This is a genomic window from Kitasatospora sp. NPDC032150, assembly GCF_055579945.1.
The window spans coordinates 146,266-159,129 of record NZ_JBVIMH010000018.1 but is presented as its reverse complement, the minus strand read 5'-3'; the positions used below and the strand labels follow the sequence as shown (position 1 = coordinate 159,129).

The following is a 12,864-nucleotide window of genomic DNA, read 5'->3' as shown; positions in this document are numbered from 1 at the left end:
ATCCGCCGCTACATCATCTGGCGAAACAAGCACGCCCAGGACGAACGCCTACGCGAGGTCGTGAACAGGGCGAACGTTGCCTGATGCGGCACTAGTTGTGCAACGAACCCACCTGATCAGGTGTCGCAGCAGGTCAGAGTAGCTTTCGGGTCCGAAGGTCCAAAGATTCCCAAACTTAGAGAGCAAGTTCGATTCTCGTCGCCCGCTCCAGCGGTGCCGGGGAAGGGTGTGAAGGCCAAGCGCTGCCGGTAGTCCGGGTGTGCTCCGGCAGCCGGTGCGGGGAGACTCCGAGCATGCCTATTGTTGAAGTCTCGCCCGGAGTGTCCATCGCGTACGAGGCCTTCGGTGATCCCTCTGACGCACCGGTCCTGCTTGTGATGGGGTTCGGCGCTCAGATGATCGCCTGGCACGAGGATCTGTGCCGTGCACTCGCCGATCGTGGCCGCTACGTCATCCGGTACGACAACCGCGACTGCGGGCTGTCCACCAAGTTCGACGGCCACCCCGTCGACACGGGCCGGCTCATCGCCGCTGTGAGCTCGGGAGACATCCCGTCCGCCCTCGCGATGGTTCCCTACACGCTGCAGGACATGGCCGACGACGGTCTCGGCCTGCTCACCGCTCTCGGAATCGAACGAGCCCATGTGGTCGGATCCTCGATGGGCGGAATGATCGCCCAGACGATGGCCATCACCCGGCCGGAGCGGGTGCTGACCTTGACGTCGATGATGTCCTCGACCGGCGAACCCGAATACGGCCGGTCCACTCCCGAAGCCCAGGCGGTGGTCTCCAGTCCGAAGCCGGCAGACCGCGAGGGGTACATCGCGGCGGCGGAGAGGGAACTGGTGTGGGCCTCCAAGCGCTACGGCGACTCCGCAGTCCTTCGTGAGCTGGCTGCCAGGAGTTACGACCGTGCGTACTACCCGGCCGGGGTGGCACGCCAATTCGGAGCGATCGTCCTCGGTGGTTCACGCGCGGACGCGCTCCGGAGGCTCCGGGTGCCGACCCTCGTGATCCACGGCCTGGACGACACGCTGATCGACCCCAGTGGCGGGAAACGCACCGCGGACCTCGTGCCCGGGGCGAAGCTCCTGTTGATCCCCGATATGGGTCACGACCGTCCTCGCGAACTCTGGCCCGAGATCGTCGACGCCGTCGAGGCGCACACCGGCTGAGCGTCACTCGTCCTGCGTTCGCGCGGACCTGGTCGACGCGGTCGGAGTCCTCGGACACTCAGGCCATTCGGTTCCTCTCTCCCGATGGGCAGTTGGGGTGTTGCCGCTACCTCGGGCTGTGGAACTGGACGACGGCGTGTCGGCCGCTGGTGCGCCAGTCCTCGGTGGATCGGTCGAGTTCGGCGACCAGCGGAGCATCGAGGCCGACGATGACGTCGGATTTCAGGGTGCGCAGGGCGGCGACGGGTGAGGGGAAGTGGGCGGCGGATGTCGCGAAGGTTGTGGTCGGGGGCCAGAGTTGGTCGCCGACCAGGCGGCGGTAGTTGAGGTCGCCCTTGACGATGGTGACCGTCGCGCTGCTGAACTCGGCACGGAGGTCGGCGGGCATGTCGCGGTACGGCAGGGGTGCGCAGGAGAACGGGTGCGTTCGGACCGAGAGGGTGTCGCTGTTCATCGCCTGCCACAGGCGTCGGCCAACCAGACGACGGTGAGGCGCTGCTGACGATCAGTCGGAGAGGGTGAGGGGGTCGGCCGGAGGGTCGAACCGCTGCCCAGGGAAGCCCGGCCGGACGATGGACCGGTCGGGCTTCCGCGCTGTCCGGGGACGTGGGTTCTGCCATGGCCCGGCCGCCGTGCGTTCCTGCATGATCGCCTCCAGGGGACTCCATGGCCGCTGTCTGTCACATCGGCCGGGTTTCGCGGGTCAGTGCTTCGACACGAGGCGACGGAGGAATGGGACCGATGGACCGACACGACTTTCTGGCGGAGCAGTTCGAGACCCACCGCTCCCACCTGCGGGCGGTGGCGTACCGGATGCTCGGCTCGCTCAGCGAGGCCGACGACGCCGTCCAGGAGACCTGGCTCCGGCTCGACCGTGCCGACAGCAGCGGTGTGGAGAACATGGGGGGCTGGCTGACCACGGTGGTCGGCCGGGTCTGCCTGAACATGCTGCGCTCGCGCACCTCGCGGCGCGAGGACCCGCTGGACGTCCACGTGCCCGATCCGATCGTGAGCAGCGTGGACGGCGGGGACCCCGAGCAGGAGGCGCTGCTGGCCGACTCGGTGGGTCTGGCGCTGCTGGTGGTCCTCGAAACCCTGGCGCCGGCCGAGCGGTTGTCCTTCGTCCTGCACGACATGTTCGCGGTGCCCTTCGAGGAGATCGCCCCGATCGTCGGGCGGACCCCGGCCGCCGCTCGCCAGCTCGCCAGCCGCGCCCGCCGCCGGGTCCAGGGCACCCCGGCCCCCGACGCCGATCTGGCCCGCCAGCGCGAGGTCGTCGACGCCTTCCTCACCGCGGCGCGTGGTGGGGACTTCGAGGCGCTGGTCGCGGTCCTCGATCCGGACATCGTGCTGCGGACCGACAGTGGTGCACTGCGTCCGGGCGCTGTGCTGCGCGGTGCGCGGGCCGTGGCCGGCGGGGCGATCACCTTCGCGCAGATCGTCCAGCTCACCCATCCGGTCCTGGTCAACGGAGCCCCGGGAGCGGTCGCGATCGTGGACGGCGAGCCGGTCTCGGTCGCGGCCTTCACGGTCGCGCACGGGAAGGTGGTCGCGATGGACATCCTCGCCGATCCGGAGCGGGTGGCCCGGCTCGATCTGACGTTCCTCGGTGACTGAGGGAACCGAAGGTCGGCGGTGATTGACGGCCGGCGGTACGCCGCCCCGCGAGGCGGCGTAGCGCCGGACGCCGTGCCCAGCGGCGGCGCGGAGCAGTCCAGTTGCCCGGAAATGGATCGGGACGGTGCGGGTGCGGCGAGGGTAGCGTTCGGCCGCAACAGAGCGTGACCGACCGATGGGGGTAGCCGTGCACCCACAACTCGCCGCGGACCTTGCCCAGTTGCCCGACCTGCTGGAGGACACCCGGCAGCGCGCCGTGGCCTTCCTCGACGGGCTGGGCGAGCGTCCGGTCGTCCCCGTGTCGCGGGAGCCGGAGGTGGCGCCCCCGGCGCCCGTCCCCGCGCGAGGGGAGACCACCGCCGCGCGGGGGACCGGCGGATCCGGCCTCAGCCGCGTTCGGCCAGCCGGGCGGCGTGCTCCCGCTGCTGCTCGGTGGTGAAGCGCAGGAACTCGGTGATCCGGCGGATGTCCTCGACGCCGAGGTTGCGCAGGTAGGCCTCGCCCTCGGTGACGATCGGCCCGTAGATCTCCCAGACCAGCGTCCTGGCCTTCTCGGTGGGCTGGACGATCACCCGGCGGCGGTCGGCCGTGTCCCGGGTGCGGGCCGCGTAGCCGGAGCGCTCCAGCCGGTCGATGGCCGTGGTGACGCCGCCGGTGGTCAGGCCGGCGGCCGAGGCCAGCTCGCCGGGGCTCATCGGGGTGGGGCCGAAGAGCAGGTCCAGGCAGTGCATGTCGGTCCGGTTCAGCCCGAGGCGGTCGGCGGCCTGCTGGTCCAGCGTGTCGTTCGAGCGCTGGAAGTCCTGCATGGCCTGGCCGAGTTCCTCGATCAGGCACTCCAGGACCTCCTCCGGCTGCTCCCGTTCCTCCGCCATGGCGGCCTCCCCTCGCTGATTCCCTTGACTTTCTAGCGATCTGATTTCTAAAGTTACCCCATCGCTAGTCGCTAGAAAATCTAGCGACTAGATAAGCGACTCTGAAGCTTCGCTAGAGATACCTGGGGGAACCATGACCGCCGCTCCGCTCCACGTCCTGGTCATCGGCGCCGGCTTCGGCGGACTGGCGCTGGCCCACGGCCTGCGCCGGGCCGGCGTCTCGGTGGCGGTGTACGAGAAGCACCGCACCCGCACCGACGGCCTCTACGGCTACCGGGTGGGCATCGACCCGACCGGGAACCGGGCGCTCAAGGAGTGCCTGCCGCCGCAGCTCTTCGACACCTTCGTGGCGACCTGCGCCCGCACGCCCCGGTACTTCAACGTGCTGACCGAGAAGAAGAAGCGCACCGCCGCCATCCCGCTGCGCGGGGACGCGGACGAGATCAACTCCGAGCGCTCGGTGTCCCGCCAGACCCTGCGGCAGCTGCTGCTGACCGGACTTGAGGACGTGGTGCACTTCGACAGGCGGTTCACCCACTACGAGCAGCAACCGGACGGCACCGTGACGGCGTACTTCGCCGACGGCACCAGCGCCACCGGCGACGTCCTGGTCGCCGCGGACGGCGCGCACTCGGCGGTGCGCGAGCAGTACCTGCCGCAGGCCGTACTGCGGCCCGCCGGGATCATCAGCATCGGCGCCAAGATCCCGATGAGCCCCGGGGCGCTGTCCCTGCTCAGCAGGGAGGCTCAGCAGGGGCTCTCGCTGGTCTTCGCGCCGAAGGGCTTCATGTGCATCTGGCACGTCATGGAGTTCGGCTGGGACGCCCGCGGCGGGGTGAAGGAGGGCGTGGCGGGCAACGACGCCGAGCTCATCAGGGCCTGGCCGGGCCTGCTGTTCGACAACACCAGGGACTACATCTCCTTCGGCCTGTGGGCCTCGGAGGACAAGTTCCCCGCCGACGTGCTGTCACTGCGCGGACCGGACCTGATCGACCTGGTGCTGCGGCTGACCCCGAACTGGCACCCGGACTTCCGCCGGCTGTTCGCGATGGCGGACCCGTCCACGGCCTTCCCGCTGCAGATCGCCACCTCCGAAGCCGTACCGGCCTGGCCCACCAGCACGGTCACCCTGCTCGGCGACGCCATCCACACCATGACTCCCGGCCAGGGGGTCGGCGCCAACACCTCTCTGCGGGACGCGATGCTGCTCTGCCGCGCCCTCATCCCGGTCCAGGCCAAGGGGCGGGACCTGTTGGCGGCCATCGGCGAGTACGAGGCCGAGATGATCCCGTACGGCTTCGCCCGGGTCGCCGACTCCCTTGCGCAGAACGGAACCTCCGGCAGCGATCCGCTGCACAAGCCGGTCGTCGGCCGGGCCGTGCTGGCGGCCAACCGGGCCTACTTCAGGGCGGTGGACACCATCCCGCCGCTGCGCCGCAAGTTCCTCGACGACCTCTACGCCTACCGGGGTGCCGAACTCACCGCCGCCGACTGAGACCTGACGGGGCGGTTCCCCGGCACCTCGGCCCCGGCCCGTGCGTTGTCGGGAGGGCGGCTTCAGGGGGCAGGCGTGAACATCTTCATCTGGGCGGTCGCAGCGGTAGCGGGACCCTTCCTGCTGGACCAGGTGCTGCTGTGGCTGGAACGGCGGGGCTGGATCTACTGGCGGAGGCGGCGGGCCGGCATCGGTGCCGCCTCCACCGCCGGCCTGATGGGCGAGTTGCACACCTTCCTCTCGCCGGGCCGGCAGCATGTGGCGGAGGAGAAGGAGCGCCGGCTCGTCCTGCGCGACGACGACGCCGAGTCGGGCGAGCCCCTGGATCGCCGGATCGACCTGGACTCGGGCCACGCGGTGGTCCGGGTGCGGAGGCGCCGCGAGGGCGGCGGTGTGTGACGGGCCGTGAGCGGAACGGCGAAGGGTGGCGGGTGCGGGTCGCCCAGCTGACGGTCCGCCGGGTCTGCCGGGTCTGCCGGGTCTGCCGGGTCTGCCGGGTCTGCCGGGTCCGCCAGGTGCCGGCGCGGGGTCGGTTGGCGGTTCATGCGGGTTTGGGGTAGGGGTGCGGTGAAACCCTTGGCCCGTAGGGAAGTTGGGGTCGGAACCGCGGTCCGAATCGGCATGTCTTCGACAAGAAGATAACTCGTCAGTAACATCGCTTCGGCGGCTGTCTCACGCCGCCTGTGTCTACTGATCTCGCGCGGTCGTGTCCTCGTCCGCCGCGCCAAAGGGGACTTGTTGAACAGCTCCGCTCGCAAAGTCGTCCTGCCTGCCATCGCGGCGGCGATCGTCCTCGGCGGTTCCGCCTGTGCGGCACCCGGGGGCGGGCCGCAGGCCGCCGGGACGCCGGGGGCACCGAGTGCCGCCGACGCCTCGACCATCGCGGCCGCCCGCGCCGGCTCGGAGGCCCTCGTGGTGGCCGCCGCCCAGCCGGGAGCGGAGCAGACCGCGGTCAGCACCCCAGCGGCGGGTGGCCGTCCCGCGGCCGCCTCCGCCGCGCGCAACGTCCAGCTCGCCGCCTACGACCCGGCCACCGGGACCGCCGTGCTCAAGGCCGGTACGACCGGGGTGAACGGCGCGGCGTCGAGCGCCTCGCCCGTGTCCAAGTCGTCGGGTACGCCCGCCGCGAAGCCCTCGGCCGGGAGCTCGTCCGCCGGGAGCTCGTCCGCCGGGAACCCGTCCGCCGGGAAGCCGTCGCCGTCCCAGCCGGCCTCGGCCGCGCCGGCCGACAGCGTGCGGCCCGGCCAGCTGATAGCCAGCCCGCCGACCGCCGCCGCGCCGAAGGGGGCGTTGCTGGCCGTCACCGCGGTGCAGCCTGGCAAGGACGGTTCGGTCACCGCCGCCACCCGCCCCGCGACCCTGTCCGAGCTGCTTGGGTCCGCCGAGGCGGACGGGAAGATCGCCGTCGACCCGCACGCGATCACCGTCAAGCCGCTGGTGAAGGACCTGAAGCTGACGTTCGGCAAGGACGGCGGCACGTCGAAGGCCGACGCGTCCGGCACGCTCCAGCTGGACCTGAACGCGCCGGTCACGCTGCCGGGCGGCAGCGCCTCGGCCTCCGGCTCCCTGCAGCTGCGGCCCGCCGTGCACTTCGCGTACCACGGTGCCGCCCAGGGCAGCCCGCGTACCGCGTCGGTCGGGTTCGACCTCGGCGCGCACGCGCAGTGGAAGGTCAGCGGCGAGCTCGCGAAGACCACCGGCAACCCGGTCCGGGTCCCCTTCGCCGAGCTGCACGCCAACCCCGTGCTCACGGTCGGCGGCCTGCCGGTCGTGGTCAACCTCGGCCTGACCTGCTTCCTGGAGGTCAGCGCAGACGGCAAGGTGACCATGGACGCCGAGCAGCAGTTCGACGGCGCGTGGGCGGTGCAGGCCCAGTACACCGGCGGCCGGGGCTGGAGCCCGGTGACCGACACCGGTGACACCAAGATCTCGCCGGTCAAGGCACAGCTCTCCGGCAAGGCCGCCGTCCGCGCGGGCCTCGGCGCCGAGGTGAACGTCGGTCTGTTCAACGCGGTCGGCGTGGACGCCACGCTGGAGCCGTACGTCCGGGCCCAGGGCGAGGGCTCGCTCACCCTGGACACCTCGAAGGGCATCACCCCGCAGGTGCGCGGCAACCTCGCGCTGTACGGCGGCGTCGATCTGACGGGCGCGCTGTCGGCGCACCTGAAGATCTTCGGCACGCCGGTGGTGGACAAGGAGCTCCCGCTGCCCGGCTACCACAAGGAGTGGCTGCTGAAGTCGGTCGGCTCGGCCCCGGCGCCGTCGGCCGGCTGACCGCGGAGGACGCCCGCGGCCCGCTGCCGTCCGGCTGACGGCGGAGGGCGCCCGCTGCCGCCCGCTCCCGTCCGGTACGGAATGATCACCGTGCGGACGGGAGAAGGGGCGCGGGGGCGATGCGTATCGGGATACTGGGACCGCTTCAGGTCCTGAGCGGCGCGGACGGACCGCCGATCGGGATCGGCGGAGCCCGGCTGCGCGCACTGCTGATCCGGCTGGCGCTCGATCCCGGCCGACTGGTCGTCAGCGAGCGGCTGGTCCAGGACCTCTGGGAGGACCGGCCGCCGTCCGATCCGGCCGGCGCGCTGCAGTCCCTGGTCTCCCGGCTGCGGCGGGCCCTGGACGCCGACCCCGGGACTGGCCGGGCCGCGATCGGCTCGCACCCCTCGGGCTACCGGCTCGACCTGCCGCCGGACTGCGTCGACGCCTGGGACTTCGAACGGGCGGTGGCCGAAGGGCGGGCCGCGCTCGGCGCCGGCGAGTTCGAGCGGGCCGCGCGGGTGCTCCGCGAGGCGCTGTCGCTCTGGCGCGGGGACCCGCTGGCGGACGCCGGTGCCGCCGCCTTCGCCGCGGCGCCGGCGGCCCGGCTGCGCGAGGTACGGCTGGCGGCCGTCGAGGACCGGGTGGACGCCGAACTCGCGCTGGCCGGCACCGGCGTCCCGGGGATGCTGCCCGGGCTGATCGCCGAGCTGACCGGGCTGTGCACGGCCGACCCGCTGCGGGAGCGGTTCGCGGCCCGGCTGATGCGGGCGCTCTACGCGGACGGGCAGCAGGCCGCCGCGCTGGAGGCCTACGACCGCACCCGCCGGGCACTGGCGGACGAGCTCGGCACGGACCCGGGCCCCGAGCTGCGGGACGTCCACCTGCGGGTACTGCGCGGCGGTGCCCCGGCCGGCAAGGACACGCGCCCAGACGCACACCCCGGCGCGCACCCCGGCGCGCACCCCGGCGCGCACCCCGCCGCGCACCCCGCCGCGCACCCCGCCGCGCACCCCGCCGCGCACTCCGCGGACCGGAGCAGCGGCCCCGGCGCCCAGGCCGGCAGCGGACCCGGCGGGCTGCCGGCCCGGTCGACCAGCTTCGTCGGCCGTACGGAGGAACTGGCCGAGGTCCGGCGGCTGCTCGGCGAGCACCGGCTGGTGACCCTGACCGGGCCCGGTGGTGTGGGCAAGACCAGGCTGGCCGTGGAAACCGGAGCGGCCTTCGAGGCGCGGCGGCCCGGCGAGGTGCGGATGGTCGAGCTGGCGTCCGCCACAGGCCCGGGCGCCGTCGTCGCCGCCGTCCTGTCGGCCGTCCGCCGCCCGGTGGCCGGGGTGCTGTCCGGCGGACTGCCGGCCGGACCGGCGGCCGCGGGCTCCGCCGGCGACCCGGTCGACCGGATCGTTCAGGAGCTGACCGCTCGCCCGGCGGTACTCCTGCTGGACAACTGCGAACACGTCGTCGACGAGGCCGCACTCGTCGTCGGCCGCCTGCTGGCCGCCGCGCCGCAGGTCCGGCTACTGGCCACCAGCCGGGAGCCGCTGGGCGTACCGGGGGAGGCCCTGCACCCGGTGCGGCCGCTCGCCGTACCCGGGCCGGGCGCCGGCCCCGAGGAGGCCCGCACGCATCCCGCCGTGGCGCTGTTCGCCGACCGCGCGGCAGCGGTCAGCCCCGGGTTCACGGTCGACGCCGCGAGCGCTCCGCACGTGGTCCGGCTCTGCCGCGAACTGGACGGCATCCCGCTCGCCATCGAGCTGGCGGCGGCCCGACTGCGCTCGCTGACGCCGGCCCAGCTGGCGGGCCGGCTCGACGACCGCCTGCGGCTGCTGGCCCAGGGCAGCCGCACCGCGCTGCCCAGGCACCGTACGCTCCGTGCCGTCATCGACTGGAGCTGGGCGCTGCTGGCCGAGGACGAGCGGGTGCTGCTGCGGCGGCTGTCCGTGTTCTCCGGCGGGGCAGGGCTCGCCGACGCGCACCGGGTGTGCGCCGGCCACTGGCCGGGCGGCGAGCGGCCCGACGGGACCGCCGTGCAGGACCTGTTGGCCGCGCTGGTGGACAAGTCGCTGGTGGTGCTCGTCCCGGCGGCGGACGCGGTCGGCGCCGAGCGGTACCGGCTGCTGGAGACCGTCCGGGAGTACGCCGCCGGGAGGCTCGCCGAGGCCGGGGAGACGGAGACCGTCGGGGCGGCGCACACCGAGTGCTTCCTCGAACTCGCCGAGACCGCCGAGCCCTTGCTGCGCACCGCGGACCAACTGACCTGGCTCGCCCGGATCGACGCCGAGCAGGGCAACCTGGACGCCGCGCTGCGCCGGGAGATCCGGGCGGCGGGCGACGGGCCCGGGCCGGCCGAGCGGGGGCTGAGGCTGGCCGCCGCACGGGTGTGGCCGTGGTTGATGCGCGGCCAGGGGCACCAGGCCGGGGAGCGGACGGCCGAGGTCCTGCGGGCCTTCGGAGCCACGCCGCCGCCCGGTGCCGAACAGGCCCACGGCATCTGCGTGATCGTCGCGCAGCTCACCCTGTCGCTGCGCGGTGACGGCGACGCCGCCGTGGCCGAGGCCTTCGCCGGCGCGCTGGTGACGGGGCAGCAGGCCGACCATCCCATCGCCCTGGCCGCCGCCCTGATCCCCGCCATGGGCGGCCCGGCGCGCGGCGCGGCCCAGGTGGCGGAACGGTTCTCGGCCCACGCTGACCCGTGGATCGCTGCCCTCGCGCCGCTGGTCCTCGGCCGGATGGAGCTCAGCGGCGGCCGGGTGCGGCGCGCCGAGGAGTGCCTGCGCACCTCGCTGCTCCGGTTCCGGCGCCTTCGCGACCGGTGGGGCCTGGCCCTGGCACTGATCACGCTGGCCGGCCTGCTGTCCGTCACCGGGGACGTGGCCGAGGCGATGGCCGCGCTGGACGAGGCCCGCCGCTACGACGCCGAGGTCGGCGGCGCGGGCGAGTCCCCGATGCTGCTGGTGCTGTCCGGTCAACTGCGGGCGCGCGGCGGCGACCTGAGTGCAGCCAGGGCCGAGCTCGAGCAGGCGCACGACATCGCCCGGCGCAACCGCGACCCGCAGTTGCAGCTGGCGTCGCGGTACGCGATCGGCGAACTGGCCCGTCGGACAGGGAAGTTCGAGGAGGCACTGAACTGCCAGCAGAAGGTGGTGAGTTCCCTCCAGGACCGGATCTCGGCCGGGCCCGGTAGCCCGGACCAGGTCCAGCTGCTGGCACTGCTGCACACCAGCCTGGGGCGGATCCGCCTGCGCCTGGGCAGCCCGGAACAGGCCGCCGAGGCACACCGGCGGGCCCTGGAACTGGCCGCCGACTGCGGCGACCACCCGGTCCGGGCCGCGGCCCTGGAGGGCTTCGCCGAGTACTGCCTCGCGCACGGCGACGCCGGACGGAGTGCGGCGGCCCTGGGCGCCGCAGACGCGCTGCGCGGAACGCACGACGCGGGTGACCCGGAACTGCGCGAGCTCCAGGACGGCTGCCGCGCCGCGCTCGGTGCGGACGGCTTCGCCGCCGCCTGGCGGCACGGCCGGAGGCTGTCCCGGCCCGAGACGCTGTCCCTGCCAGCCGGGTGAGGCCGCATCGGCCCGCCGAAGCCCCTGCGCGGGGCCGCGGCGGGCCGACAGCGCCCCGTCGCCTCTGCCGGATCCCGTCAGCCGACGGTGTCGAAGGCCTGGTGGTCGGGCCGGCAGACCGTGTCGGACGGCGGCAGGACGCCGTCCACGAGGTAGCGGGTCTCGTGCGCGGCGGCGCAGTCGCTGGGGTTGGCGAGGACGGTGTGGCCGTAGCCGTCCACGGTCAACAGACGGGCGCGGGAGAGGGATCGGGCCATGGCCCGGGAGCCTTGGTAGGGCCAGGCCGGGTCACCGGTGTTGGCCACGACGAGGACCGGATTGGCGGTCGGGCGGTTCCACGGGCCGTCGTAGCGGTCGCGGTCCGTGGTCGGCCAGGTGGCGCAGGGCTCTGCGGCCCAGGCGAAGTAGGCGCCGAGCGGGCCTGACCTGGCCCGGGCGAGGGCGGCCTGCGCCGGATAGGCGGACGTGGAGCGCGGGTTGGCGCTGTCCGCGCACATCACACCGAAGGCCTGCTCCTTCCCCTGGTAGACGGCGGGGGCTGGGGCGTCTGCAGCGGGGGTAGTGGCGGTGGCGGTGGCGGTGGCGGTGGCGGTGGCGGTGGCGGTGGCGGTGGCGGTGGCGGTGGTGGTGGCGGTGGTGGTGGTGGTGGTGGCGGCGGTGGTGGCGGTGAGGGTGGCGGTGGAGCCGGTCCAGAGCTGCTGGAGCTGCGACCCGAGGCCCGTCCAGCCGGCCGCCAGCTTCGGTATCGGCCTGGTCGCGTAGAGCTGCAACTCGATGTTCTCCAACGCGGACGCGTAGCTGAAGGGGATCGCCCCCATCGGGGTGTCGACGGTGACCGGTCGCTGCCGCAGGCGCTGGAGCAGGGTGGCGAACTTGGCCCGGGTCGCGGTGGCGTCACCGGCGGTGAAGGCGCAGACCGTGGGCCCGGCCTGGCCGCACTGGTCGAGGAAGGCGTTCAGGGTGCGGTCGGCGGCCAGGTCGGTATCGGTCCGCAGGAAGGCGCCGAGCCGCCCGGCCTGACCACCGCCTCCGGTGGACCAGGCAACGGGGTCCACGGCGCTGTCCAGGACCATCGACCGCACCCTGCCGGGGAACAGGTTGGCGTAGGTGGCACCGAGGTAGGTGCCGTAGGAGACGCCGTAGTAGGTGAGCTGCCGGTCTCCGACGGCCTGGCGGAGCAGGTCCATGTCCCGGGCGACGTTCGCCGTGGACAGGTGCGGCAGCAGCGCCGGGTTGTTCCGGAGGCACTCCTGGCCGAAGCGCGCATAGGCGTCGGTCCAGGTCCGCTCCTGCTGACGTCCCACCGGGAAGCCCGCGGGCACGCCGGCGAGGAACTCCTGCTCGGCCGCGATGTCCGGGAAGCAGTGCGTCGCGGTGCTCGTGCCGACGCCCCTCGGGTCGAAGCTGACGATGTCGAAGCGCTTCTGCACCTGTTCGGGGAAGAGCGAGGTCATCGCCGGCAGTGCCTGGGTGCCCGGTGCGCCGGGGCCGCCCGGGTTGTAGAACAGCGACCCGATCCGGTGCGCCGGGTCGGTCGCCGGGTGCTTGATCACCTCGATGTCGACGGTGGCGCCGTGCGGTGCGCGGTAGTCGAGCGGCACGTGGGCGGTGGCGCACTTGAAGGCGGTGTCGGCGCACGCGTGCCAGACGAGCCTCGGGACCGGGGCGCCGGCGGTCGAGACGGTCGCGGCGCTCGCCGTTCCGGTGGCGGCCGGGAGGGCCGCTGCGATCAGTCCGGCGACGGCTGCCGCGGCGCGTGCCCGGCGTACGGCCGCGGTGGGGCGCTTGGCGCGGGGGAGGGGGCGGCGGAGGCTTGCGGTCAGACCTCCGGGCCGGAGTGCGGGAGTCATCGGGTGCCCTTTCGGTGTCCTGCCGGGACGGCCGCG

At 73.4% G+C, this 12,864-nt stretch carries 9 protein-coding genes and 1 pseudogene; 7 read left to right on the top strand and 3 right to left on the bottom strand.

The annotated features are described in order from the left end of the window. Together ACZ5ON_RS22165 and ACZ5ON_RS22160 are read left to right on the top strand one after the other, a co-directional pair. A pseudogene (locus ACZ5ON_RS22165) lies at nucleotides 1-84 on the top strand (transposase); the annotation flags it as partial. Nucleotides 85-293: 209 nt separating this feature from the next. Continuing rightward, on the top strand, nucleotides 294-1,175 hold the full coding sequence (locus tag ACZ5ON_RS22160; RefSeq protein ID WP_465595238.1) for an alpha/beta fold hydrolase: 882 nt from the start codon (nucleotides 294-296) through the stop codon (nucleotides 1,173-1,175). Between the two features lie 106 nt (nucleotides 1,176-1,281). Here ACZ5ON_RS22160 and ACZ5ON_RS22155 read toward each other — a convergent pair whose 3' ends face one another. Then, nucleotides 1,282-1,629: an ARMT1-like domain-containing protein gene (locus ACZ5ON_RS22155; RefSeq protein ID WP_465595235.1), complete on the bottom strand. Its 348-nt coding sequence runs from the start codon at nucleotides 1,627-1,629 to the stop codon at nucleotides 1,282-1,284. Between the two features lie 287 nt (nucleotides 1,630-1,916). On the opposite strand from ACZ5ON_RS22155, the gene ACZ5ON_RS22150 reads away from it, so the two are divergent. Beyond that, nucleotides 1,917-2,792, top strand: coding sequence for a sigma-70 family RNA polymerase sigma factor (locus ACZ5ON_RS22150; protein ID WP_465595232.1), 876 nt, complete (start codon nucleotides 1,917-1,919; stop codon nucleotides 2,790-2,792). Between the two features lie 386 nt (nucleotides 2,793-3,178). Here ACZ5ON_RS22150 and ACZ5ON_RS22145 read toward each other — a convergent pair whose 3' ends face one another. Then, complete coding sequence (locus ACZ5ON_RS22145; protein WP_465595229.1) at nucleotides 3,179-3,664, bottom strand: MarR family winged helix-turn-helix transcriptional regulator; 486 nt, start codon at nucleotides 3,662-3,664, stop codon at nucleotides 3,179-3,181. A 133-nt stretch (nucleotides 3,665-3,797) separates the two neighbouring features. Here ACZ5ON_RS22145 and ACZ5ON_RS22140 point away from each other — a divergent pair, with 133 nt between their 5' ends. The 4 genes from ACZ5ON_RS22140 (at nucleotide 3,798) to ACZ5ON_RS22125 (ending at nucleotide 10,978) form a co-directional block, all read left to right on the top strand. After that, a complete protein-coding gene (locus ACZ5ON_RS22140) occupies nucleotides 3,798-5,159 on the top strand; it encodes an FAD-dependent oxidoreductase (RefSeq protein WP_465595226.1) in 1,362 nt (453 codons plus the stop codon). A 75-nt stretch (nucleotides 5,160-5,234) separates the two neighbouring features. Beyond that, nucleotides 5,235-5,558: a DUF6191 domain-containing protein gene (locus tag ACZ5ON_RS22135; protein ID WP_465595223.1), complete on the top strand. Its 324-nt coding sequence runs from the start codon at nucleotides 5,235-5,237 to the stop codon at nucleotides 5,556-5,558. A gap of 339 nt (nucleotides 5,559-5,897) precedes the next feature. Next, nucleotides 5,898-7,433, top strand: coding sequence for a hypothetical protein (locus tag ACZ5ON_RS22130; RefSeq protein ID WP_465595220.1), 1,536 nt, complete (start codon nucleotides 5,898-5,900; stop codon nucleotides 7,431-7,433). A 119-nt stretch (nucleotides 7,434-7,552) separates the two neighbouring features. Continuing rightward, complete coding sequence (locus ACZ5ON_RS22125) at nucleotides 7,553-10,978, top strand: AfsR/SARP family transcriptional regulator (RefSeq protein ID WP_465595217.1); 3,426 nt, start codon at nucleotides 7,553-7,555, stop codon at nucleotides 10,976-10,978. 77 nt (nucleotides 10,979-11,055) lie between these two features. On the opposite strand, the gene ACZ5ON_RS22120 is transcribed toward ACZ5ON_RS22125, so the two are convergent. Then, nucleotides 11,056-12,828, bottom strand: a complete 1,773-nt coding sequence (locus tag ACZ5ON_RS22120) for an alpha/beta hydrolase (RefSeq protein ID WP_465595214.1) — start codon at nucleotides 12,826-12,828, stop codon at nucleotides 11,056-11,058. Nucleotides 12,829-12,864 lie beyond the last annotated feature (36 nt).

Excerpts from the sequence above, each read along its gene's own strand:
- ACZ5ON_RS22160 (WP_465595238.1), top strand. The coding sequence starts at position 294 with ATGCCTATTGTTGAAGTCTCGCCCGGAGTGTCCATCGCGTACGAGGCC.
- ACZ5ON_RS22155 (WP_465595235.1), bottom strand. The coding sequence starts at position 1,629 with ATGAACAGCGACACCCTCTCGGTCCGAACGCACCCGTTCTCCTGCGCA.
- ACZ5ON_RS22150 (WP_465595232.1), top strand. The coding sequence starts at position 1,917 with ATGGACCGACACGACTTTCTGGCGGAGCAGTTCGAGACCCACCGCTCC.
- ACZ5ON_RS22145 (WP_465595229.1), bottom strand. The coding sequence starts at position 3,664 with ATGGCGGAGGAACGGGAGCAGCCGGAGGAGGTCCTGGAGTGCCTGATC.
- ACZ5ON_RS22140 (WP_465595226.1), top strand. The coding sequence starts at position 3,798 with ATGACCGCCGCTCCGCTCCACGTCCTGGTCATCGGCGCCGGCTTCGGC.
- ACZ5ON_RS22125 (WP_465595217.1), top strand. The coding sequence starts at position 7,553 with ATGCGTATCGGGATACTGGGACCGCTTCAGGTCCTGAGCGGCGCGGAC.
- ACZ5ON_RS22120 (WP_465595214.1), bottom strand. The coding sequence starts at position 12,828 with ATGACTCCCGCACTCCGGCCCGGAGGTCTGACCGCAAGCCTCCGCCGC.